The organism is Streptomyces sp. NPDC002138 (assembly GCF_040296485.1).
Lineage (GTDB): Bacteria > Actinomycetota > Actinomycetes > Streptomycetales > Streptomycetaceae > Streptomyces.
The window spans coordinates 20,985-43,419 of record NZ_JBEOXE010000036.1 but is presented as its reverse complement, the minus strand read 5'-3'; the positions used below and the strand labels follow the sequence as shown (position 1 = coordinate 43,419).

Sequence of the window (22,435 nt, the reverse complement as noted above, 5' to 3'; positions counted from 1 at the left end):
AGAATCAGGACACTGCGTGCCCGCGATCCCCAGCCACGTGCCCGAGCCGAGCCGTACCGACCCGGCGCTGATCCGTAACTTCTGCATCATCGCGCACATCGACCACGGCAAGTCGACCCTCGCCGACCGGATGCTCCAGCTCACCGGCGTCGTCGACTCGCGGCAGATGCGTGCCCAGTACCTCGACCGCATGGACATCGAGCGTGAGCGCGGCATCACCATCAAGTCGCAGGCGGTCCGCCTGCCCTGGTCCCCCACCACGGGTGAGGGCCAGGGCAGCACGCACATCCTGAACATGATCGACACCCCCGGTCACGTCGACTTCACCTACGAGGTCTCCCGCTCCCTCGCCGCGTGCGAGGGCACGGTCCTCCTCGTGGACGCCGCCCAGGGCATCGAGGCGCAGACCCTCGCCAACCTGTACCTGGCGATGGAGAAGGACCTGGCGATCGTCCCGGTCCTGAACAAGATCGACCTGCCGGCCGCCCAGCCGGAGAAGTTCGCCGAGGAGCTCGCGAACCTGGTCGGCTGCCAGCCCGAGGACGTCCTGCGCGTCTCGGCGAAGACCGGTCTCGGCGTGGACGCGCTGCTGGACAAGATCGTCGCGACGGTCCCGGCCCCCGTCGGCCCCAAGGACGCCCCGGCCCGCGCGATGATCTTCGACTCGGTCTACGACTCGTACCGCGGTGTCGTCACCTACGTCCGTGTGGTCGACGGCCAGCTCAACAAGCGCGAGCGCATCCGGATGATGTCGACCGGCGCCACGCACGAGCTGCTGGAGATCGGCGTCTCGTCCCCGGAGATGACCCCGGCCGACGGCATCGGCGTCGGCGAGGTGGGCTACATCATCACCGGCGTGAAGGACGTCCGTCAGTCCAAGGTCGGTGACACCATCACCAGCCTGCACGACGGCGCGACCGAGGCCCTCGGCGGCTACAAGGACCCGCGCCCGATGGTCTTCTCCGGTCTCTACCCGCTCGACGGCTCGGACTACCCGGACCTGCGCGAGGCCCTCGACAAGCTGCAGCTGAACGACGCCGCGCTCGTCTACGAGCCGGAGACCTCGGCTGCGCTCGGCTTCGGCTTCCGCGTCGGCTTCCTCGGCCTCCTGCACCTGGACGTGGTCCGCGAGCGCCTGGAGCGCGAGTTCGGCCTCGACCTGATCGCCACCGCGCCGAACGTGGTCTACCGCGTCGTCCTGGAGGACGGCAAGGAGGTCACCGTCACCAACCCGAGCGAGTTCCCCGAAGGCAAGATCAAGGACGTCTTCGAGCCGGTCGTCCGGGCCACCCTGCTCGCGCCCTCCGAGTTCATCGGCGCGATCATGGAGCTCTGCCAGCAGCGCCGCGGCACCCTCCTCGGGATGGACTACCTCTCCGAGGACCGGGTCGAGATCCGCTACACGCTGCCCCTCGCGGAGATCGTCTTCGACTTCTTCGACCAGCTGAAGTCCAAGACCCGCGGCTACGCCTCCCTGGACTACGAGCCCACGGGCGAGCAGGCCTCCGGACTGGTCAAGGTCGACATCCTGCTGCACGGCGACAAGGTCGACGCCTTCTCCGCCGTGACGCACAAGGACGCCGCCTACGCCTACGGTGTGCGCCTCGTCGCCAAGCTGCGCGAGCTCATCCCGCGGCAGGCCTTCGAGATCCCGATCCAGGCCGCCATCGGCTCCCGGGTCATCGCCCGCGAGACCATCCGCGCCATCCGCAAGGACGTCCTCGCCAAGTGCTACGGCGGTGACATCTCCCGTAAGCGGAAGCTGCTGGAGAAGCAGAAGGAAGGCAAGAAGCGGATGAAGATGGTCGGCTCCGTGGAGGTCCCCCAGGAGGCCTTCATCGCGGTGCTCTCCAGCGACGAGTCCGGCGGCAAGAAGAAGTAACCCCCGTCACGGGCGGGCCGAAAGCAGCCCGCCCCCGTGGCCGACCCGGGCCCCCGCGCACCTGCGCGGGGGCCCGTTTCGTCCGCGCCCGCGCTGCGGATTTCGTTATGAACCGGCCGCCTGTCGGCCCTTACGCACTGGCGGGGCGGCCATCTACTCTGATCACTGCTCGTTGGTTACTCGCCAGTCACAAGAAACCCGCCAGTCCCCACGTCTTCACGCCCTGCCGCGTGGACCGGTACGGAGGATGTCGTGAGCGACACACAGACCATGATCGAGAACCGTCCGCCCTCCGTGGCGGCCCTCTTCCTTGAGCGCGTCGCCGCGACTCCGAACGGCGAGGCCTACCGCTATCCGGTCATCGCGGCGCCCGGTCAGGGACCGGACGAGTGGAAGTCGCTCAGCTGGGGTCAGGCGGCCGAACGGGTCTTCGCCATCGCCGCGGGCCTCATCACCCTCGGGGTCCGGTCCGAGGAGCGCGTGGCCCTCGCCTCCAGCACCCGGGTCGAGTGGATCCTCGCCGACCTCGGCGTGATGTGCGCCGGAGGCGCGACCACCACGATCTACCCGAGCACCAACGCCGAGGAATCGGCGTTCATCCTCGCCGACTCCGACAGCCGCATGCTGATCGCCGAGGACGCCGCCCAGCTCGCCAAGGCCCGCGCGCACCGCGCCGACCTCCCGGGCCTCGCGCACGTCATCGTGCTCAACGCGGCCGACGCGATCGCGGCCGACGGTGACCCGGAGGGCTGGGTGCTCTCCCTCGCCGACCTCGAGGCGCGCGGCAACGAGCACCTCGCCAAGCACCCCGAGGCCGTCCGGGAGCGGATCGCGGCGATCGCCGCCGATCAGCTCGCCACCCTCATCTACACCTCGGGCACCACGGGCCGCCCCAAGGGCGTCCGGCTGCCGCACGACAACTGGTCGTACATGGCCAAGGCCACCGTCGCCACCGGCATGATCTCCGCGACCGACGTCCAGTACCTGTGGCTGCCGCTCGCGCACGTCTTCGGCAAGGTGCTGACCTCGGGCCAGATCGAGGTCGGCCACGTCACCGCCGTCGACGGCCGGATCGACAAGATCATCGAGAACCTGCCGATCGTCCAGCCCACCTACATGGCGGCCGTCCCGCGCATCTTCGAGAAGGTCTACAACGGAGTCGCGGCCAAGGCCCGGGCCGGCGGTGGCGCCAAGTACAAGATCTTCAAGTGGTCGGTCGCCGTCGCCCGCGAATACGCCCAGGTCACCCAGGACAACTTCCGCCGCACCGGTCAGGCCAAGGCCCCCCTCGCCCTCGCCGCCAAGCACCGCGTCGCCGACGCGCTCGTCTACGGCAAGCTCCGCGAGGCCTTCGGCGGCAACCTGCGCGCCGCCGTCTCCGGCTCCGCCGCCCTCGCCCCCGACATCGGCTACTTCTTCGCCGGCGCGGGCATCAACATCCTGGAGGGCTACGGCCTGACGGAGTCCAGCGCCGCCAGCTTCGTCAACCCCGGCGAGGCCTACCGCACCGGCACCGTCGGCAAGCCGCTCCCCGGCACCGAGGTGCGCATCGCCGACGACGGCGAGATCCTGCTGCGCGGTCCCGGCATCATGGAGGGCTACCACAACCAGCCCGACAAGACCGCCGAGGTGCTCGAAGCGGACGGCTGGCTGCACACCGGCGACATCGGCGAGCTGTCCCCCGACGGCTACCTGCGCATCACCGACCGCAAGAAGGACCTGATCAAGACCTCGGGCGGGAAGTACGTCGCCCCCGCCGAGGTCGAGGGCCGCTTCAAGGCGATCTGCCCCTACGTCTCCAACATCGTCGTCCACGGCGCCGACCGGAACTTCTGCTCCGCGCTCATCGCCCTCGACGGCCCCGCCATCCTCGGCTGGGCCGCCGAGAACGGCCTGGAGGGCAAGACGTACGCCGAGGTCGTGGCCGCGGCCGAGACCAACCGCCTGGTCGAGACGTACGTACAGACCCTCAACGAGGGCCTGCAGCGCTGGCAGACGGTCAAGACCTTCCGCCTGCTGCCGCGCGACCTGGACGTCGAGCACGGCGACCTCACGCCCAGCCTCAAGCTGAAGCGGCCGGTCGTGGAGCGCGAGTTCAAGGCGCTCATCGACGAGATGTACGCGGGCTCGAACGAGGCCTGACGCGCGACGGGCCGGGCCCGACACCCGCTGGGCCGGGCCCGACACCCGCTGAGCCAGGCCTGACGCCCGCGCTGGACCCCGCCGCCCAGGCGGCCGGCCCGGTCGTCCCCCGCACGCCGAACCAGGACGGGTTCGGCGTGCGGGACAATGGACCCATGCCTTCCGCCCTCCCCGACGGGGAACCCATGCCCGAAGACGGCGCGCTGCCGTCGCACGCCCTGGTGGGTGCGGGGGACCGGCCGCTCGGGTTCTACCTGCACGTCCCGTACTGCGCCACGCGCTGCGGCTACTGCGACTTCAACACCTACACCGCCACCGAGCTGCGCGGCACCGGTGGCGTCCTGGCCTCCCGCGAGAACTACGCCGACACCCTCATCGACGAGGTCCGCCTCGCCCGCAAGGTGCTCGGCGACGACCCGCGCGCCGTCCGTACGGTCTTCGTCGGCGGCGGTACGCCCACGCTCCTGCCCGCCGCGGACCTGGTCCGGATGCTCGCGGCGATCCGGGACGAATTCGGCCTGGCCGAGGACGCGGAGATCACCACCGAGGCCAATCCGGAGTCGGTCGACCCGCGGTACCTCGCCGAGCTGCGGGAGGGCGGCTTCAACCGGGTCTCCTTCGGCATGCAGAGCGCCAGGCAGCACGTCCTGAAGGTGCTGGACCGCACGCACACCCCCGGGCGCCCCGAGGCGTGCGTCGCGGAGGCGCGGGCGGCGGGCTTCGAGCACGTCAACCTCGACCTGATCTACGGCACCCCCGGCGAATCCGACGACGACTGGCGGGCCACGCTCGCCGCCGCGCTGGGGGCCGGGCCGGACCACATCAGTGCCTACGCCCTGATCGTGGAGGAGGGCACGCAGCTGGCGCGCCGGATCCGGCGGGGCGAGGTCCCGATGACCGACGACGACGTGCACGCCGACCGCTATCTGATCGCGGACTCGGTCATGGCGGAGGCCGGGTACCACTGGTACGAGGTGTCGAACTGGGCGACCTCGCAGGCCGGGCGCTGCCTGCACAACGAGCTGTACTGGCGCGGGGCCGACTGGTGGGGGGCGGGGCCCGGGGCCCACTCGCACGTGGGGGGCGTGCGGTGGTGGAACGTGAAGCACCCCGGTGCGTACGCCGCTGCGCTGGGCGCCGGTCGCTCTCCCGGGGCCGGGCGGGAGCTGCTCTCGGACGAGGACCGGCGGGTGGAGCGGATCCTGCTGGAGCTGCGGCTGGCGGACGGCGTACCGCTGGCGCTGCTCGCGGCGGCCGGGCTGGCGGCGTCGCGCCGGGCGCTCGGGGACGGGCTGCTGGAGGCCGGGCCCTACGCGGCCGGGCGGGCTGTACTGACCCTGCGGGGCCGCCTCCTGGCCGACGCGGTGGTCCGCGACCTGGTGGACTGACCGGGCCCCGGGGCCGGGCCCCGGAGCCTCCGGCTGCCGTGTGACTGGCTGTGCCTCCAGCCTCGCCGGCGTTCGAGGCGCCCCGGAGGGCGAGCCCAGCCGCACTCGGCGTCCTGGCCCAGCTGTCCCCGGACCGGGGTGCCACGGCGGCGCCTGGTCCCGTCGACCGCGCGCGGCCCGGTCTGCCCTCCGGGGGCGCCTCAAACGCCGGCGAGGCTGGATGGGGCGGCGCTTGGTCGGTTGCTCTCCGGGGGTGCCTCATGCGTCGGCGTGGCTGGGTTGGGCGGCGTTTGGTCGGTTGCTCTCCGGGGGTGTCTCAAGCGTCGGCGAGGCTGGGTTGAGCGGCGCGGGGTCGGTTGCCCTCCGGGGGTACCTCAAGTGGGCGAGGCTGGGTTGGGTGGCGCTTGGTCGGTTGCCCTCCGGGGGCGCCTCAAACGCCGGCGAGGCTGGGTTGGGCGGCGCGCGGCCCGGTCTGCCCTCTGGGGGTGTCTCAAGCGTCGGCGTGGCTGGGTTGGGCGGCGTTTGGTCGGTTGCTCTCCGGGGGTGCCTCATGCGTCGGCGTGGCTGGGTTGGGCGGCGTTTGGTCGGTTGCTCTCCGGGGGTGTCTCAAGCGTCGGCGTGGCTGGATGGGGCGGCGTTTGGTCGGTTGCCCTCCGGGTGACGGCCGGGCGGAATCAGCCGCCCGGCGGTTGAGGGCCCGCCCGCCTGCCCGGCCGGGGCGGGTGGGGGTCAGGGGGTCGTGACGAAGTCGATCAGTTCTTCCACTCGGCCCAGGAGGGCCGGTTCCAGGTCCTGGTAGGAGTGGACGCGGGACAGGATTTGCTGCCAGGCGGCGCCCGTGTTGGGGGGCCAGCCCAGGGCGTGGCAGATGCCCGTCTTCCAGTCCTGGCCGCGCGGGACCACCGGCCAGGCCGGGATGCCGAGGGCGGACGGCTTCACCGCCTGCCAGACGTCGATGTACGGGTGGCCCGCGATCAGGACGTCCGGGGACGTCACCGCGGCCGCGATGCGGGACTCCTTCGAGCCGGGCACCAGGTGGTCGACCAGGACGCCCAGCCGCGCGTCCGGCCCCGGCCCGAAGTCCGCCACGATCGCCGGGAGGTCGTCGATGCCCTCCAGGTACTCCACCACCACGCCCTCGATGCGCAGGTCGTCGCCCCAGACCCGCTCCACCAGCTCGGCGTCGTGGCGCCCCTCGACGTAGATCCGCCCCGCCCGCGCCACCCGGGCCCGCGCCCCCGGGACCGCGATCGAGCCCGAGGCCGTGCGCGCGGGCGCCGCGGGGGCCCGGGAGGGCCGCACCAGGGTCACCACGGCCCCGTCCAGCAGGAAGCCGCGCGGTTCCATCGGGAACACCCGCCGCTTGCCGAAGCGGTCCTCCAGGGTCACCGTGCCCGCCTCGCAGCCGACCACGGCCCCGCAGAAGCCCGTACCGGCCTCCTCGACCACCACGTCGAGGTCCGCGGGGACCTCGGGGACGGGCCGGGGGCGCTTCCACGCGGGGGTCAGGTCGGGCGAGTACTCACGCATCCGGCCGACGCTAGGAGGCCCCGCGCCCTCACGCACGCGACACGCCGTACCGCAGGGCCAGTGTGTCGCGTTGCGCACGCACGAAGCCCGCGTCGACCACCGCTCCGTGACCGGGCACGTACAGCGCGTCGTCCCCGCCCAGCGACAGCAGCCGGTCCAGGGCGGCGGGCCAGCGCCCCGGCACCGCGTCCGGGCCCGCCTGCGGCTCCCCGGACTCCTCCACCAGGTCCCCGCAGAAGACCACCTCCCGCTCGCCCGGCACGCACACCGCCAGGTCGTGCCCGGTGTGCCCGGGACCGACATTGGCCAGCAGCACCTGCACCCCGCCCAGTTCCAGCGTCCACTCGCCCGACACCGGATGGCCCGGCACGACCAGCCGGTCCGCCGCCTCGGCGGCCTCGGCCCGCGCCAGCCCGTTCCGGACGGCGTCCTCGCGCAGCTCGTCACGGCCGGTGGCCAGCAGCGCGTCGAGGCCCACCGCGCCGAAGACCTCGGCGCCGGGGAAGGCCGCCGCGCCCAGCACGTGATCGAAATGGCCGTGCGTGAATGCGAGATGCGTCACCCGGCGGCCCGTCATCCGCTCCGCCGCCACCCGCAGTCCGGCCCCCTCGCGCAGGCACGAACCCGGGTCGATCAGCAGGACCGCGTCGTCCCCCACCACCAGCCCCGCGGTGCAGTCCCACACCGGCAGGCGCAGCCGGCCGCAGCGCCCGGTCAGCCGTTCCCAGCCCGACCCTTCCCAACTCACGTCCATGCCGCGACGCTAGTCGAGCGGCCGCCCCCCGCGCGGTACCTTGACGGGCCGCCCTTGCTAACGCCGTGCGTACCCGCCGTACACTGACCGGGGGATCTCTGGCACTCCCCGACCGCGAGTGCCAGCGGCCCCCTCACGACGGCCCAGCGAACAGGCATCACAGATGGAGGTGTGCGCGATGCTCAGCGAACGCAGACTCGAAGTGCTCCGCGCCATCGTCCAGGACTACGTCGGGACGGAGGAGCCGGTCGGCTCCAAGGCGCTCACCGAGCGGCACCGGCTCGGCGTCTCGCCCGCCACCGTGCGCAACGACATGGCCGTGCTGGAGGAAGAGGGCTACATCGCCCAGCCCCACACCAGCGCGGGGCGCATCCCGACGGACAAGGGCTACCGCCTCTTCGTGGACCGGCTGGCGGGGGTCAAACCGCTGTCGACCCCCGAGCGCCGGGCCATCCAGAACTTCCTCGACGGCGCCGTCGACCTCGACGACGTGGTCGGCCGCACGGTGCGGCTGCTCGCACAGCTCACCCGGCAGGTCGCCGTCGTCCAGTACCCGAGCCTGACCCGCTCCACCGTCCGCCACGTCGAGCTCCTGTCGCTGGCCCCGGCCCGCCTGATGCTCGTACTGATCACGGACACCGGCCGGGTCGAGCAGCGGCTCATCGACTGCCAGACGCCCTTCGGGGAGACCTCCCTGGCAGACCTGCGGGCCCGGCTCAACAGCCGGGTCGTCGGCCGTCGGTTCACCGACGTGCCGCCGCTGGTGCAGGACCTTCCCGAGTCCTTCGAGACCGACGACCGGGCGACGGTCTCCACCGTCCTCGCGACCCTCCTCGAATGCCTCGTGGAGGACGCCGAAGAACGGCTGATGATCGGCGGAACCGCCAATCTCACCCGCTTCGGACACGATTTCCCCCTGACGATCAGGCCGGTGCTCGAAGCGCTGGAGGAGCAGGTCGTGCTCCTCAAGCTGCTGGGCGAGGCCAGTGAGTCGGGAATGGCCGTACGGATCGGGCACGAGAACGCCTACGAGGGGCTGAACTCCACGTCGGTCGTCTCGGTCGGTTACGGTTCGGGCGGCGAAGCAGTCGCCAAACTCGGCGTGGTCGGACCGACCCGCATGGACTACCCCGGAACGATGGGAGCGGTACGCGCAGTGGCACGTTACGTCGGACAGATCCTGGCGGAGTCGTAAGTGGCCACGGACTACTACGCCGTACTCGGCGTGCGCCGCGACGCATCCCAGGACGAGATCAAGAAGGCCTTCCGGCGCCTCGCGCGTGAACTCCACCCGGATGTGAATCCGGATCCGAAGACGCAGGAGCGCTTCAAGGAGATCAACGCGGCCTACGAGGTGCTCTCGGACCCGCAGAAGAAGCAGGTCTACGACCTCGGCGGCGACCCGCTGTCCTCCTCGGGCGGCGGTGGCGCGGGCGGGTTCGGAGCCGGTGGCTTCGGCAACTTCTCGGACATCATGGACGCCTTCTTCGGCCAGGCCTCGCAGCGCGGACCGCGCTCGCGGACCCGCCGCGGCCAGGACGCCATGATCCGCCTCGACCTGGAACTCGACGAGGCGGCCTTCGGGACGACCAAGGACATCCAGGTCGACACGGCCGTCGTCTGCACCACCTGCTCCGGTGAGGGCGCCGCACCCGGCACCTCGGCGCAGACGTGCGACATGTGCCGCGGCCGCGGTGAGGTCTCGCAGGTCACCCGGTCCTTCCTGGGCCAGGTCATGACCTCGCGCCCCTGCCCGCAGTGCCAGGGCTTCGGCACCGTGGTCCCCACCCCGTGCCCCGAGTGCGCGGGCGACGGCCGGGTCCGCTCCCGCCGCACGCTGACGGTCAAGATCCCGGCCGGTGTCGAGAACGGCACCCGCATCCAGCTCGCGGGCGAGGGCGAGGTCGGCCCCGGCGGCGGCCCCGCCGGTGACCTGTACGTCGAGATCCACGAGCTGCCGCACTCGACCTTCCAGCGTCGGGGCGACGACCTGCACTGCACGGTCACCATCCCGATGACGGCGGCCTCCCTCGGCACGAAGTGCCCGCTGGAAACCCTGGACGGCATGGAAGAGGTGGACATCCGCCCCGGCACCCAGTCGGGCCAGTCCATCCCGCTGCACGGCCGCGGCGTCACGCACCTGCGCGGCGGCGGCCGGGGCGACCTGATCGTCCACGTCGAGGTCATCACCCCGAACAAGCTGGACGCGCAGCAGGAGGAACTGCTGCGCCAGCTCGCGAAGCTGCGCGGCGAGGAGCGGCCCACCGGCCAGTTCCAGCCCGGGCAGCAGGGCCTCTTCAGCCGGCTGAAGGACGCCTTCAACGGGCGGTAGGACACGCGGCGGACCGGTCGCCGGAACAGGAGCCGCAACGGTCCGGGGAACCGGACTATGCCAGGCGAATTGCACGATTCGGTCTGGTGCGGGGGGCATGGCACGATGCTGGGCATGTCCTCCGCACCGAACGGTCTAAACCAGTACCCGATCGTGCAGGCCCCCATGGCGGGCGGCGGTTCCTGCCCGCCGCTCGCGGCCGCCGTGTGCGAGGCGGGCGGGCTGGGCTTCCTGGCCGGCGGCTACAAAACCGCCGACGGCATGTACCAGGAGATCAAACGGCTGCGCGGGCTGACCCGGCGCCCCTTCGGCGTCAACCTCTTCCTGCCGCAGACCAACGCGGTCGACCCCGCGGCCGTCGAGGCCTACCGGGGACAGCTGGCCGGCGAGGCCAACTGGTACGGGGTCTCGATCGCCCCCGAGGACACCGTCGGCACCTGCGACGACGGCTACGAGGCCAAACTCGCCATCCTTCTGGAGGACCCCGTTCCGGTGGTCTCCTTCACCTTCGGCTGTCCCCCGGCCGAGGTGCTCGCCGCCCTGCGCCAGGCCGGTACCCGCACCGTGGTCACCGTGACCTCCGTCGACGAGGCCCGCACGGCCCAGACCGCGGGCGCCGACTCCGTCTGCGTCCAGGGCATCGAGGCGGGCGGCCACCAGGGCACGCACCGCGACGACCCGCACGCCGACGGGACGGCGGGCGTCGGTCTGCTGGCGCTGGTCGCGCAGGTACGGGAAGCGGTCGGCCTCCCGATTGTCGCGGCGGGCGGCCTCATGCGGGGCTCGCAGATCGCCGCCGTGCTCGCGGCGGGCGCGGAGGCCGCGCAGCTCGGTACGGCCTTCCTGGCCTGCCCGGAGTCGGGCGCCGACCCGCTGCACAAGAAGGCGCTGACCGACCCGCTGTTCGCGCACACGGAGCTCACCCGGGCCTTCTCCGGCCGTCCGGCCCGGGGGCTGGTCAACCGGTTCATGCGGGAGCACGGGCCGTACGCCCCCGCCGCCTATCCCCAGGTCCACCACATCACCTCCGGCCTGCGCAAGGCCGCGGCGGCGGCCGGGGACCCGCAGGGCATGGCCCTGTGGGCGGGCCAGGGCCACCGGCTGGCCCGGCCGCTGCCCGCCGGACAGCTGGTGGAGGTGCTGGCGGCCGAACTGGCCGAAGCGCAGAGTGCGTTGCGGATGCTGAGAATGAGGAGTGCGTCATGACCGCCCCCGTGTTCGTGGTCGAAGAGGTCCCCGCGGGGCCGGAGTTCGTCCTGGAGGGTTCCGAAGGCCGCCACGCGGTGTCCGTGAAGCGGCTGAACCCCGGCGAGGCGGTGGTCCTCGCGGACGGCCGCGGCCGCTGGGCCGAAGCCGTGGTCAAGGCGGCGGAGGGCAAGGACCGGCTGGTGGTGGCGGTGGACTCGGTACACGAGGAGCCGCTGCCGACGGTACGGATCACCGTGGTCCAGGCGCTCCCGAAGGGGGACCGGGGTGAGGTCGCCGTCGAGACGATGACCGAGACCGGGGTCGACGCGGTGGTGCCGTGGCAGGCCTCGCGGTGCATCACGCAGTGGCGCGGGGACCGGGGGGCGAAGGCCCTGGGGAAGTGGCGGGCGACCGCGCGGGAGGCCGGTAAGCAGTCCCGGCGGGTCCGCTTCCCGGAGGTCGCGGAGGCCATGTCCACCAAGCAGGTCGCCGCGCTGCTGGCGGGGGCGGACCTGGCGATGGTCCTGCACGAGGACCGCGACGCGGCGTCCGCGGCGCTGGCGACGGCCGAGCTGCCGGCCGCGGGGTCCATCGTGCTCGTGGTCGGGCCCGAGGGAGGGGTCTCGCCGGAGGAGCTGGCCGTGTTCGCGGAGGCGGGCGCCAAGCCGTACCGCCTGGGGCGGTCCGTCCTGCGCACCTCGACCGCCGGCACCGCGGCGGTCTCCGTCCTCCTGGCCCGCACGGGCCGCTGGTCGTAGGCGGGTTGGCCGACGGCGCGTGCCGATCCTTGGCCGACGGGGCACCGGCGCGCCTCACCGCGGCCGCTTAGGGTGGATCGTTCCCGGATCCGGCCGGGGCGTCGGGAGGGGAGTCGGGCATGGGGGAGCTGGACGGCAAGACCGCGCTGGTGACGGGCGGCTCGCGGGGGATCGGGCGTGCGGTCGCCCTGCGGCTCGCCGCCGAGGGGGCGCTGGTCGCGGTCCACTACGGGGGCAATGAGGAAGCTGCCGCGGAGACCGTGGCGCGGATCGCCGAGGCCGGCGGGCGGGCGTTCGCGGTGCGGGCCCTGTTCGGTGAGAGCGGCGCGGTGGACCGGCTGTTCGAGGGGCTCACCGCCGGGCTGGCGGATCATGACGCGGACGGTCTGGACATTCTGGTCAACAACGCGGGCATGCACGCGGTCGGTTCGATCGGGCAGCTCACCGAGGAGGAGTTCGGGCGGCTCCTGGCGGTCAATGTGAGCACGCCGATCTTCGTGGTGCAGAGGGTGCTGCCCTTGCTGCGGGACGGCGGACGGATCGTCAACATGGGCTCGGCGGCCACCCGGATCGCGAACCCCCTCCAGATCGGCTACACCGTCACCAAGGCGGCGCTGGCGGCCGTCGGGCCCTCGCTGGCCAACGAGTTGGGCCGGCGCGGGATCACCGTGAACACGGTGGAACCCGGGGTGGTGCTGACCGACATGGTCGCCGCCTATGCCACGGTGCCGGAGGCGGTCGCCGGGCTCGAGTCGATCACCGCGCTCGGGCGGATCGGCGAGCCGGAGGACGTCGCGGACGTGGTGGCCTTCCTGGCCGGTCCGCGGGGGCGCTGGGTGACCGGTCAGGCCATCGACGTCTCCGGCGGCACCTACCTCGGGCCGATCACGGCCGGCTGATTCGCCCGGGGTGCGTACGGGGCGCTGCCGCCGGCCCTGGCCGCGGATCCTTGGCCGCACATTCAGCCTCGCCGGCGTTCGAGGCGCCGCCGGAGGCGAGGGCGGGCCGCGGCTTTTGTGCCGGTGTTGCCTCCGGCGGGTCCTCAAACGCCGGACGGGCTGATTTTGGCGGGCCCGGATCGGCTGCCTCGGCTGCGTGTCGTGGGGGACCGTTACGATGCGGGGAGTCGATCACCGCATACGGAGGCGCCGCAATGGCCGGGGAACCTCAGGCTGACTGCCTGTTCTGCAAGATCGTCAAGGGTGAGATCCCCGCGACCGTCGTCCACGAGACCGAGACGACCTTCGCCTTCCGGGACATAAACCCCAAGGCGCCCACCCACGTCCTGGTCATCCCCAAGGTCCACTACCCCGACGCCGCCTCTCTCGCCGCCGCCGAGCCCGCCATCGCCGGTGACGTGCTGCGCGCCGCCGGCGAGGTCGCCGCGCAGGAGAAGATCGACGGCTCCGGCTACCGGATCGTCCTCAACACCGGCGTCGGCGCAGGCCAGACCGTCTTCCACGCGCACGCCCACGTGCTCGGCGGCCGTGGTCTCGAATGGCCCCCGGGATAGCCGTGTCCGTACGCGAGTTCGTGGTGCTGGGCACCGCCAGCCAGGTGCCCACCCGCCACCGCAACCACAACGGCTACCTCCTGCGCTGGGACGGCGAGGGCATCCTCTTCGACCCGGGCGAGGGCACGCAGCGCCAGATGCTGCGGGCCGGAGTCGCCGCGCACGACATCAACCGGATCTGCGTCACCCACTTCCACGGCGACCACAGCCTCGGCCTCGCCGGGGTGATCCAGCGCATCAACCTCGACCAGGTCCCGCACCCCGTCACCGCGCACTACCCGGCCTCGGGGCAGAAGTTCTTCGACCGCCTGCGGTACGCGACCGCCTACCGCGAGACGGTCAAGCTGGCCGAGGCCCCGGTGGCCGCGGACGGGGTCCTGGCGAGCGGGCCGGCGTACACGCTGGAGGCCCGCCTGCTCTCGCACCCCGTGGAGTCCTTCGGCTACCGGATCACCGAGCCCGACGGACGCCGCATGGTGCCCGAACTCCTCGCCCGCCACGGCATCAAGGGCCCCGACGTCGGCCGGCTCATGCGCGACGGCGAGCTGAACGGCGTCACCCTCGACGAGGTCAGCGAGCACAAGCCCGGCCAGCGCTTCGCCTTCGTCATGGACACCCGGCTCTGCCCCGGCGTCGACGCCCTCGCCGAGGGCTGCGACATGCTGGTCATCGAGTCCACCTTCCTGGACGCCGACGAACGCCTCGCCACCGACCACGGACACCTGACGGCGGCCCAGGCCGCCCGCGTCGCCCGCGCGGCCGGCGTCCGCCACCTCGTACTGACCCACTTCTCGCAGCGCTACCCGGACCCGGACGACTTCGAACGCGAGGCCCGCGCCGCCGGGTTCGAGGGCGAGCTGACCATCGCGGCCGACCTGGCCCGGGTCCCGCTGCCCAAGCGCGGATAGCGGGCCGCCGGGGACCGCAGCAGCACCCGCAACGGCGCCCGCCCCGGCAGCCCCCGCCCCGGCAGCGGCCGTACGGCGATCTCGGCGACCGTCAGCTCCGGCGCGCCCACCCGGGGCACCCGCCCCGCGGCCGCCGCCCCCGCACCCGCCGCCAGGACGGCGGCCGGGGCCCCGCCCCGGCGCCGCACCGAACCCGGCACCAGCGGCCGCCCGCCCGCGTGCAGCGCGACCGCCGTCAGCGGCAGCGCCACCGCCAGCAGCAGCCCGCCGAGCACCACCCCCATCACCGGGAAGCCCGCCCGCTCGGCCAGCACACTGCCCGTGACCGGGCCGCAGGCCACCCCGAGCGAGGACGCCGAACCCGCCAGCACCGCCCAGCGCCCGCGCGGATCCAGGGCCGCGGCGAGGCCGATGGCGTACGAGAGGACCACCGGGTACAGCGCGTTCCACACGATCTCGCCCGCCGCGAACGAGACCGGGCCGCGCGCCGAGGACGCGGCGAGCACGCACAGCGCGATCAGCGCTGTACCCACCCCGATCGGCACCGCCCGCCCGAGCCGCGCGCCCAGCGCGGACGCGGCGCCGACCCCGAGCAGCCCGGCCCCCAGCGCGGCCGCGAAGACCATGCCCAGGGCCACCTCCGACAGGCCCGCCTGCTGGGACCCGATGCGGCCGCTGACCCCCCACAGCGCGTTCTGGGCCAGCGACCACAGCATCAGCGCCCCGGCCAGCACCGCCCCGGCCCGCGGGTACGGCAGCCGCCCGGCGCGGGCCCGTACGGCGCCGCGCCCACCGGGGCCCGACGGCCCGGCCAGCCGCCCCGTGGCGGGCCAGGCCAGCGCCGCGACCAGCGCGATCGCGGCGAAGGGCAGCCCGTGGCCGCCCCCGAGCCGGGGCAGCGTCAGGTACAGCGCACCGGCGGTCGCCGACACCGACAGCAGCCCCAGGGCGGAGGCGCGGTGCGGGTCCCGGCGGCCGGCGATCCCGGAGGCGGCGACGGCGGTGGCCGTACCGGAACCGAACCCGCCGACCACGGAGCCCGCGACGACGAGCGGCAGCAGGGACGTCGCGGCGGCCGCGCCGTAGCCCAGGACGGCGAGCAGCAGCCCGAGCCGGGCGAGCGGCCGCGGCCCGTGCCGCGGGATGCGGGAGGCGAGGACGAACCCGGCGGCGGCGGAACCGAGCAGCAGCGCGGAGCCGATCAGCCCCGCCTCGGCGGGGCCCAACGGAAGGTACGCGTCGAGGCGTCCGACCACCGTGGGCAGCAGGTAGGGGGCGACGTAACCGGCCGTGAAGAGGGCTACGAGGGGCCAGGAGGCGGGGTGCTCCGGGGCGTGGTCGGACACGGGGGATCCAGGTGGTGCGCGGGCGGTTCGAGGCACCGCGTGAGAAGCGGGGGCCAATATCTATCAAGTGACCGGAGTTGAGGAGAAGAGCGTTCCTCCGGTGACTTGGGCCACACTGGGTTTTGCGCCGGTCCGGCCCGGGTAGGGACGGCGGCCTTCCGGATCCTCCACGCCGCGCACGAAACGGGGAACATGCCGTGACCAGTCGGAACAGCATCCAGAGCCGGAACAGAGCCTCCGGCGAGCAGGTGGACCCTCTCGGTCCGCTCCGGTCGCCCCGGGACCCGGACTGCGATGTCTTCCTGACCGGCACGGTCTTCCTCGACATCATCTTCACCGGCCTCGACTCGGCCCCGGTGCGCGGTACGGAGTCCTGGGCGCGCGGCATGGGTTCCAGCCCCGGCGGAGTCGCCAACATGGCGACCGCGCTGGCCCGGCTCGGGCTGCACACCTCGCTCGCCGCCGCCTTCGGTGACGACCACTACGGCGAGTACTGCTGGGACGCGCTGGAGCAGGGCGAGGGCATCGACTTGGCGATGTCGCGCCGGATTCCGGGCTGGCATTCGCCCGTCACCGTCTCGATGGCCTACGAGGGCGAGCGCACGATGGTCTCGCACGGCCACGAGGCGCCCCCTGGAGCCGCCACCGACCCCATCCCGGACTGTCCGCCCCGGGCCAGGGCCGCGGTCGCTTCACTGGCCCCCGGGCGCCGCGAGGAGTGGATCGCCGCGGCCGCCCGCCGCGGTGCCCGGGTCTTCGCGGACGTCGGCTGGGACGAGAGCGGGCGCTGGGACCTGGCGGCGCTGGGCGACCTGGAGCACTGCGAGGCCTTCCTGCCGAACGCCGCCGAGGCGATGCGGTACACCGGCGCGGCCTGCCCCCGGGCGGCCGCCCGGGCGCTGGCGGAGCGGGTGCCGATCGCGGTGGTCACCATGGGCGCGCAGGGCTCGTACGCGGTGGACGGCCGGACCGGGGAGAGCGCCGAGGTCCCGGCGATCGAGGTGGAGGCCCTGGACCCCACGGGCGCGGGCGACGTGTACGTGGCGGGGTTCGTCACCGGCACCCTCGCGGGCTGGCCGCTCGCCGACCGGCTCGCCTTCGCGGGGCTGACCGCGGCCCTGTCGGTCCAGGAGTTCGGCGGCTCGCTGTCCGCCCCCGGCTGGCCGGAGGTGGCCCACTGGTGGCACGGGCTGCGGGCGCGGCCGGGCGGGGTCCCCGAGGGGATGCGGCACTACGGCTTCCTGGACGGCCTGCTGCCCGAGGACGCCGCCGCGGCCGCCGAGGAGGCGCGCCGGGCCGGGGCCCGGCGCCGCGCGGTCCCCACGATCGGGTTCCGCCACTCCGCGTAGCGGTCCGGGCCGTGACCTGCCCCGGGGACCGGAGAAATCCTTTCGGGCAACCGGGGCCGGAGTCGTACGCTTGGTAATCCAGAGGGTCGTCGATCGGCGAGACCCCTCGACGGGAGGTATGTGCAGGCCTCAGAGCCGGCCCATGACTCAGACACCGACAGCCCGCACCCCCGCACTGCCGGGGCAGGCACGAGCCCACTTCACCGTTCCGGCCAAGCACCCGATGGTGACGGTACTCGGATCGGGAGACGCCCTCTTGCGCGTGATCGAGCGGGCCTTCCCCGCCACCGACATCCACGTGCGGGGCAACCAGGTACGCGCGGTCGGGGACGCGGCGGAAGTCGCCCTCATCCAGCGCCTGTTCGACGAGATGATGCTGGTGCTCCGCACCGGAGAGCCGATGACGGAGGACGCAGTGGAACGGTCGATCGCGATGCTCCGCGCCAATGGCGAGAGCCCCGGGGGCAAGGCCGGCGAGGAGGAGAGCCCGGCCGAGGTGCTCACCCAGAACATCCTCTCCAGCCGCGGCCGCACCATCCGCCCCAAGACCCTCAACCAGAAGCGCTACGTCGACGCGATCGACAAGAACACGATCGTCTTCGGCATCGGCCCCGCCGGTACCGGCAAGACCTACCTGGCGATGGCCAAGGCGGTCCAGGCCCTGCAGTCCAAGCAGGTCAGCCGGATCATCCTGACCCGCCCGGCGGTCGAGGCCGGAGAGCGCCTGGGCTTCCTGCCCGGCACCCTCTTCGACAAGATCGACCCCTACCTGCGCCCGCTCTACGACGCCCTGCACGACATGATCGACCCGGACTCGATCCCCCGCCTGATGGCGGCGGGCACCATCGAGGTGGCGCCGCTGGCGTACATGAGGGGTCGCACCCTCAATGAGGCCTTCGTCGTGCTCGACGAGGCGCAGAACACCACCCCCGAGCAGATGAAGATGTTCCTGACCCGGCTCGGGTTCGACTCGAAGATCGTCGTCACCGGTGACGTGACCCAGGTCGACCTCCCGGGCGGGGCCAAGAGCGGTCTGCGGCAGGTCCAGGAGATCCTCGAAGGGGTCCCGGACATCCACTTCTCGCGGCTCACCTCCGAGGATGTCGTCCGGCACAAGCTCGTCGGCCGTATCGTCGACGCGTACGAGCAGTACGACAGCCACAACGGGAAGTAGTCCGGAAGCACCATGTCGATCGACGTCAACAACGAGTCCGGAACCGATGTAGACGAGCAGGCGATCCTCGACATCGCCCGCTACGCCCTCACCCGGATGAGGATCCACCCGCTGTCCGAGCTGTCCGTCATCGTGGTCGACGAGGCCGCGATGGAGCAGCTGCACATCCAGTGGATGGACCTGCCCGGGCCCACCGACGTCATGTCCTTCCCGATGGACGAGCTGCGTCCGCCGTCGAAGGACGAGGAGGAGCCTCCGCAGGGACTCCTCGGTGACATCGTGCTCTGCCCCGAGGTCGCCAAGAAGCAGGGCGAGGACGCCCCGACGCAGCACTCCATGGACGAGGAGCTCCAGCTCCTCACCGTCCACGGAGTGCTGCACCTGCTCGGCTACGACCACGAGGAGCCCGACGAGAAGGCCGAGATGTTCGGCCTGCAGGCGGCCATCGTGGACGGCTGGCGGGGCGAGCGCGGCATGACCGGCGCGTCGCCCGCCCCCACCGTCTCGTGACCGCTCCCCAGCTGATCACCGGAGCGGTCCTGCTGGTCGTGGTGGCCTGGTTCGCGGCCTGCGCCGAGTCCGGGATCGCCCGCATGTCCAGCTTCCGCGCCGAGCAGGCCGTGCGCGAGGGACGGCGCGGCAGCGCCAAGCTCGCCCAGGTGGTCGGCGACCCGACCCGCTATCTCAACGTGGCCCTGCTGGTGCGGGTCACCTGCGAGATGGCGGCGGGCGTCCTCGTCACCTACGTGTGCCTCGACGCCCTCGGCGACAACTGGCGGGCGCTGCTCACCGCCATCGCCGTGATGGTGCTGGTCTCCTTCGTCGCGGTGGGCGTCTCCCCCCGTACGATCGGCCGCCAGCACCCGCTGAACACCGCGACCGCGGCGGCGTACGTACTGGTCCCGCTGGCCCGGGTGATGGGCCCGGTCCCGCAGCTCCTCATCCTCATCGGCAACGCGCTGACCCCCGGGAAGGGCTTCCGCAAGGGGCCGTTCGCCTCCGAGGCCGAGCTGCGCGCGATGGTGGACCTGGCGGAGAAGGAATCGCTGATCGAGGACGACGAGCGCCGGATGGTGCACCAGGTCTTCGAGCTCGGCGACACCCTGGTGCGCGAGGTGATGGTGCCGCGCACCGACCTCATCTGCATCGAGCGGTACAAGACGATCCGTCAGGCGACCACGCTCGCGCTGCGGTCCGGTTTCTCGCGCATACCGGTCACCGGGGAGAACGAGGACGACATCGTCGGCGTCGTCTACCTCAAGGACCTGGTCCGCAAGACCCACGTCAGCCGCGAGGCCGAGTCCGAGCTCGTCACCACCGCCATGCGCCCGGCGGTCTTCGTGCCCGACACGAAGAACGCGGGCGACCTGCTGCGCGAGATGCAGCAGGTCCGCAACCACGTCGCCGTCGTCATCGACGAATACGGCGGCACGGCCGGGATCGTCACCATCGAGGACATCCTGGAGGAGATCGTCGGCGAGATCACCGACGAGTACGACCGGGAGCTGCCGCCCGTCGAGGAACTCGGCGACGACCGCTACCGGGTGACGGCCCGTCTCGACATCACCGACCTCGGCGAGCTGTTCGGGGTGGAGGACTTCGACGACGAGGACGTGGAAACGGTCGGCGGGCTGCTGGCCAAGGCCCTCGGCCGGGTGCCGATCGCGGGCGCGTCCGCGCTCCAGGAGCTGCCCGACGGCCGCTCGCTGCGGCTGACCGCCGAGTCCCCGGCGGGCCGCCGGAACAAGATCGTCACCGTGCTGGTCGAACCGGTCCAGCCGGAGCCGGCCGTCAAGGAGGAGACCGCATGACACCCGCCGAGCTGCGCGCCCTCTGCCTCGGATTCAACGCCGTGGCCGAGGAGTTCCCGTTCAACCCGGAGACCTCGGTCTTCAAGGTGCTGGGCAAGGTGTTCGCGCTCTCGGCGCTCGACGGGACCCCGCTCAAGGTCAATCTCAAGTGCGAACCGGAAGCGGCGGTCCGGCTGCGCGCCGAGCACGAGGCGATCGTGCCGGGCTGGCACATGAACAAGCGGCACTGGAACACGGTGACCGTGGGCGGGCTCCCGGACGCCATGGTCAGGGAGCTGGTCGAGGACTCGTACGACCTGGTGGTGGCGGGGCTGCCGCGCGCGGAGCGGCTGCGGCTCGACCGGCCCTGAGGGCCGGGGGCCCGCCGCCGGGCGGGACCGGCTGGGAGCAAGGTCACAATTTTGCCGGACCGCAAGATCTACGGATTCTCTTACTTTACGTTTAGGTTTGCTTCCGCCAAGCAAGATCTGTTCTTCGAACGCGATCCGTTCCTGGCGTCCCCGGCGGTGATCCGAGCCGGGGTGCCGGGAGGCATGGAGGGGAGAGCGCCTCGGCGGGGCCGTTGTACGGCCCCGCCGAGGCGCTCCTATGCTTTCGGGCATGACGGACAGTGATATCGCCAACGGCGGTACCGGGATCAACCCCGAGGACAGCAAGATCATCACGCTGGCGCGCAGTGCCCGGGCCCGCAACGCGGTACCCGAGGGCGCGGCGGTGCGCGACGAGACGGGCCGTACGTACGTCGCCGGGACCGTGGAGCTGGAGTCCCTCAAGCTCAGCGCGCTGCGGACCGCCGTCGCGATGGCCGTGGCCAGCGGCGCCCAGTCCCTGGAGGCCGCGGCCGTGGTCAGCGCGGCCGAGGGCGTGAGCGAGGCCGACCGGGCCGCCGTCCGTGACCTGGGCGGAGCGGACACCCCGGTCCTGCTCGCCGCACCGGACGGCACCCTGAAGTCGACCGTTACGGCGGGCTGAACCGGCGGGCTGAACCGGCGGGCTGAACCGGCTGACCGGCCCGGTGTTCCGGCCGGTCAGGCCAGGGCCCGGGCCGGGTCGGTGGCGCGGTGGCGCCGGATCACCATCGCCATCAGCGCGGCCACCGCGCACAGCGCCCCCGAGGCGTACCAGACCAGGTCGTACGAGCCGAAGACGTCCCGCGCCAGACCGCCCAGGAACGCCACCAGCGCCGCGCCCACCTGGTGCGAGGCCAGCACCCAGCCGAAGACGATCGCGCTGTCCTCGCCGTACTGCTCCCGGCACAGCGCGATCGTCGGCGGGACGGTCGCGACCCAGTCCAGGCCGTAGAAGACGATGAAGAACACCATCGGCGGATGCACCGAGGGCGCCATCAGCACCGGCAGGAAGAGCAGCGAGATCCCGCGCAGCGCGTAGTACACCGCCAGCAGGCGGCGCGGCTCGAAGCGGTCGGTGAACCAGCCGGAGGCCACCGTGCCGATGACGTCGAAGACGCCGATCACCGCCAGCAGCCCGGCCGCCGCCGTCATCGGCATCCCGTGATCGTGCGCCGCGGGCACGAAGTGCGTCTTGACCAGCCCGTTGGTGGAGGCCCCGCAGATCGCGAAGGTCCCGGCGAGCAGCCAGAACGGGCCGGTGCGGGCCGCCTTGAAGAGCACGGTGAGCGCCCGCCGGGCGGCGCCCGGCACGGGGGCGGGCTTGGGGGCGTACTCCCCGCCGTACGGGGCGAGCCCCACGTCCGCCGGGTGGTCGCGCAGCAGCAGCCAGACGAACGGTACGACGGCCAGCGCGGCCAGCGAGACCGTGACCGACGCCGGGCGCCAGCCGTGGTGTTCCACCAGCCAGGACAGCAGCGGCAGGAAGATCAGCTGGCCGGAGGCGCCGGCCGCCGTCAGGAGGCCGGTGACCAGGCCGCGCCGGGCGGTGAACCAGCGGTTGGTGACGGTCGCCGCGAAGGCGAGGGCCATCGAGCCGCTGCCCAGCCCCACGAGCACGCCCCAGAACAGCACCAGCTGCCAGGACGCGGTCATCCACACCGTCGCCGCCGTGCCGCCGGATATCACCGTCAGCGCGACGACCACCACCCGGCGGATGCCGTAGCGGTCCATCAGGGCGGCGGCGAAGGGGGCTGTCAGGCCGTACAGGGCGAGGTTGACCGAGACGGCGAAGCCGATCGTGCCGCGCGACCAGGCGAATTCCTTGTGCAGCGGATCGAAGAGCAGGCCGGGCAGGGACGCGAAGGCCGCGGCGCCGATGATCGTCACGAAGGTGACCACCGCCACGGACCAGGCGCGATGGACCCGCCCGGCGGGACGCGGGGCCGGGGCTCCGGGGGCGGGGCGGGGGTCCGGGGTGGTGCCGGGGAGGGGCGCTGTCTGGGTCACAGG

20 protein-coding genes are annotated in these 22,435 nt (G+C 72.6%); 16 read left to right on the top strand and 4 right to left on the bottom strand.

Going from position 1 to position 22,435, the window contains the following annotated elements; all coding sequences use genetic code 11:
* Positions 1–16: 16 nt before the first annotated feature.
* The 3 genes from lepA (at position 17) to hemW (ending at position 5,412) form a co-directional block, all read left to right on the top strand.
* The gene (gene lepA / locus ABT084_RS23060) at positions 17–1,882 is read left to right on the top strand and encodes a translation elongation factor 4 (protein WP_351046990.1); all 1,866 of its coding nucleotides are present in this window, start codon (positions 17–19) and stop codon (positions 1,880–1,882) included.
* Between the two features lie 252 nt (positions 1,883–2,134).
* A complete protein-coding gene (locus tag ABT084_RS23055) occupies positions 2,135–4,024 on the top strand; it encodes an AMP-dependent synthetase/ligase (protein WP_351046988.1) in 1,890 nt (629 codons plus the stop codon).
* Between the two features lie 155 nt (positions 4,025–4,179).
* A complete protein-coding gene (gene hemW / locus ABT084_RS23050; protein ID WP_351046986.1) occupies positions 4,180–5,412 on the top strand; it encodes a radical SAM family heme chaperone HemW in 1,233 nt (410 codons plus the stop codon).
* A gap of 729 nt (positions 5,413–6,141) precedes the next feature.
* Here the strand turns inward: hemW and ABT084_RS23045 are convergent.
* Both ABT084_RS23045 and ABT084_RS23040 read right to left on the bottom strand, forming a co-directional pair.
* Positions 6,142–6,942, bottom strand: coding sequence for a DUF3097 domain-containing protein (locus ABT084_RS23045; RefSeq protein ID WP_351046983.1), 801 nt, complete (start codon positions 6,940–6,942; stop codon positions 6,142–6,144).
* 28 nt (positions 6,943–6,970) lie between these two features.
* The gene (locus ABT084_RS23040) at positions 6,971–7,696 is read right to left on the bottom strand and encodes an MBL fold metallo-hydrolase (RefSeq protein WP_351046981.1); all 726 of its coding nucleotides are present in this window, start codon (positions 7,694–7,696) and stop codon (positions 6,971–6,973) included.
* 178 nt (positions 7,697–7,874) lie between these two features.
* Here ABT084_RS23040 and hrcA point away from each other — a divergent pair, with 178 nt between their 5' ends.
* From hrcA to ABT084_RS23005, 7 genes are all read left to right on the top strand, one after another.
* Positions 7,875–8,891, top strand: coding sequence for a heat-inducible transcriptional repressor HrcA (gene hrcA, locus ABT084_RS23035; protein WP_351046978.1), 1,017 nt, complete (start codon positions 7,875–7,877; stop codon positions 8,889–8,891).
* Positions 8,892–10,028 (top strand): molecular chaperone DnaJ, encoded by a 1,137-nt coding sequence (dnaJ, locus tag ABT084_RS23030; protein ID WP_351046975.1) that lies wholly within the window; start codon positions 8,892–8,894, stop codon positions 10,026–10,028.
* 114 nt (positions 10,029–10,142) lie between these two features.
* The gene (locus ABT084_RS23025; protein ID WP_351046972.1) at positions 10,143–11,234 is read left to right on the top strand and encodes a nitronate monooxygenase; all 1,092 of its coding nucleotides are present in this window, start codon (positions 10,143–10,145) and stop codon (positions 11,232–11,234) included.
* On the top strand, positions 11,231–11,974 hold the full coding sequence (locus tag ABT084_RS23020; protein WP_351046970.1) for a 16S rRNA (uracil(1498)-N(3))-methyltransferase: 744 nt from the start codon (positions 11,231–11,233) through the stop codon (positions 11,972–11,974). Before ABT084_RS23025 ends, ABT084_RS23020 begins: the two co-directional genes overlap by 4 nt.
* A 119-nt stretch (positions 11,975–12,093) precedes the next feature.
* A complete protein-coding gene (locus ABT084_RS23015) occupies positions 12,094–12,873 on the top strand; it encodes an SDR family NAD(P)-dependent oxidoreductase (protein ID WP_351046967.1) in 780 nt (259 codons plus the stop codon).
* Between the two features lie 254 nt (positions 12,874–13,127).
* Positions 13,128–13,487 (top strand): histidine triad nucleotide-binding protein, encoded by a 360-nt coding sequence (locus ABT084_RS23010; RefSeq protein WP_351046965.1) that lies wholly within the window; start codon positions 13,128–13,130, stop codon positions 13,485–13,487.
* Between the two features lie 2 nt (positions 13,488–13,489).
* Entirely contained in the window at positions 13,490–14,395 is a 906-nt protein-coding gene (locus tag ABT084_RS23005) for a ribonuclease Z (protein WP_351046962.1), read from the top strand.
* Here the strand turns inward: ABT084_RS23005 and ABT084_RS23000 are convergent.
* On the bottom strand, positions 14,287–15,741 hold the full coding sequence (locus ABT084_RS23000) for an MFS transporter (RefSeq protein ID WP_351046959.1): 1,455 nt from the start codon (positions 15,739–15,741) through the stop codon (positions 14,287–14,289). The two genes, ABT084_RS23005 and ABT084_RS23000, sit on opposite strands and share 109 nt — an antisense overlap.
* 197 nt (positions 15,742–15,938) lie before the next feature.
* Here ABT084_RS23000 and ABT084_RS22995 point away from each other — a divergent pair, with 197 nt between their 5' ends.
* From ABT084_RS22995 to ABT084_RS22970, 6 genes are all read left to right on the top strand, one after another.
* Positions 15,939–17,090 carry a PfkB family carbohydrate kinase gene (locus tag ABT084_RS22995; RefSeq protein ID WP_351046956.1) on the top strand — a complete coding sequence of 384 codons (1,152 nt, stop codon included), beginning with the start codon at positions 15,939–15,941 and terminating at the stop codon, positions 17,088–17,090.
* A gap of 142 nt (positions 17,091–17,232) precedes the next feature.
* Positions 17,233–18,264, top strand: a complete 1,032-nt coding sequence (locus ABT084_RS22990; protein ID WP_351046953.1) for a PhoH family protein — start codon at positions 17,233–17,235, stop codon at positions 18,262–18,264.
* 12 nt (positions 18,265–18,276) lie between these two features.
* Positions 18,277–18,774 (top strand): rRNA maturation RNase YbeY, encoded by a 498-nt coding sequence (gene ybeY / locus ABT084_RS22985; RefSeq protein WP_351046950.1) that lies wholly within the window; start codon positions 18,277–18,279, stop codon positions 18,772–18,774.
* A complete protein-coding gene (locus ABT084_RS22980) occupies positions 18,771–20,075 on the top strand; it encodes a hemolysin family protein (RefSeq protein WP_351046948.1) in 1,305 nt (434 codons plus the stop codon). The genes ybeY and ABT084_RS22980 overlap by 4 nt, the downstream gene beginning before the upstream one ends.
* Entirely contained in the window at positions 20,072–20,425 is a 354-nt protein-coding gene (locus tag ABT084_RS22975; RefSeq protein WP_351046946.1) for an MmcQ/YjbR family DNA-binding protein, read from the top strand. The genes ABT084_RS22980 and ABT084_RS22975 overlap by 4 nt, the downstream gene beginning before the upstream one ends.
* A gap of 250 nt (positions 20,426–20,675) precedes the next feature.
* Complete coding sequence (locus ABT084_RS22970) at positions 20,676–21,047, top strand: cytidine deaminase-like protein (protein WP_502969006.1); 372 nt, start codon at positions 20,676–20,678, stop codon at positions 21,045–21,047.
* Positions 21,048–21,103: 56 nt separating this feature from the next.
* Here ABT084_RS22970 and ABT084_RS22965 read toward each other — a convergent pair whose 3' ends face one another.
* Positions 21,104–22,432 carry an MFS transporter gene (locus tag ABT084_RS22965; RefSeq protein WP_351046940.1) on the bottom strand — a complete coding sequence of 443 codons (1,329 nt, stop codon included), beginning with the start codon at positions 22,430–22,432 and terminating at the stop codon, positions 21,104–21,106.
* Between the last annotated feature and the right edge of the window lie 3 nt (positions 22,433–22,435).

What these genes read in the sequence shown, in the direction of transcription:
- hemW (WP_351046986.1), top strand. Translation starts at nt 4,180, where the DNA reads ATGCCTTCCGCCCTCCCCGACGGGGAACCCATGCCCGAAGACGGCGCG.
- ABT084_RS23045 (WP_351046983.1), bottom strand. Translation starts at nt 6,942, where the DNA reads ATGCGTGAGTACTCGCCCGACCTGACCCCCGCGTGGAAGCGCCCCCGG.
- ABT084_RS23040 (WP_351046981.1), bottom strand. Translation starts at nt 7,696, where the DNA reads ATGGACGTGAGTTGGGAAGGGTCGGGCTGGGAACGGCTGACCGGGCGC.
- hrcA (WP_351046978.1), top strand. Translation starts at nt 7,875, where the DNA reads ATGCTCAGCGAACGCAGACTCGAAGTGCTCCGCGCCATCGTCCAGGAC.
- ABT084_RS23025 (WP_351046972.1), top strand. Translation starts at nt 10,143, where the DNA reads ATGTCCTCCGCACCGAACGGTCTAAACCAGTACCCGATCGTGCAGGCC.
- ABT084_RS23020 (WP_351046970.1), top strand. Translation starts at nt 11,231, where the DNA reads ATGACCGCCCCCGTGTTCGTGGTCGAAGAGGTCCCCGCGGGGCCGGAG.
- ABT084_RS23015 (WP_351046967.1), top strand. Translation starts at nt 12,094, where the DNA reads ATGGGGGAGCTGGACGGCAAGACCGCGCTGGTGACGGGCGGCTCGCGG.
- ABT084_RS23010 (WP_351046965.1), top strand. Translation starts at nt 13,128, where the DNA reads ATGGCCGGGGAACCTCAGGCTGACTGCCTGTTCTGCAAGATCGTCAAG.
- ABT084_RS22990 (WP_351046953.1), top strand. Translation starts at nt 17,233, where the DNA reads ATGACTCAGACACCGACAGCCCGCACCCCCGCACTGCCGGGGCAGGCA.
- ybeY (WP_351046950.1), top strand. Translation starts at nt 18,277, where the DNA reads ATGTCGATCGACGTCAACAACGAGTCCGGAACCGATGTAGACGAGCAG.
- ABT084_RS22975 (WP_351046946.1), top strand. Translation starts at nt 20,072, where the DNA reads ATGACACCCGCCGAGCTGCGCGCCCTCTGCCTCGGATTCAACGCCGTG.
- ABT084_RS22970 (WP_502969006.1), top strand. Translation starts at nt 20,676, where the DNA reads ATGACGGACAGTGATATCGCCAACGGCGGTACCGGGATCAACCCCGAG.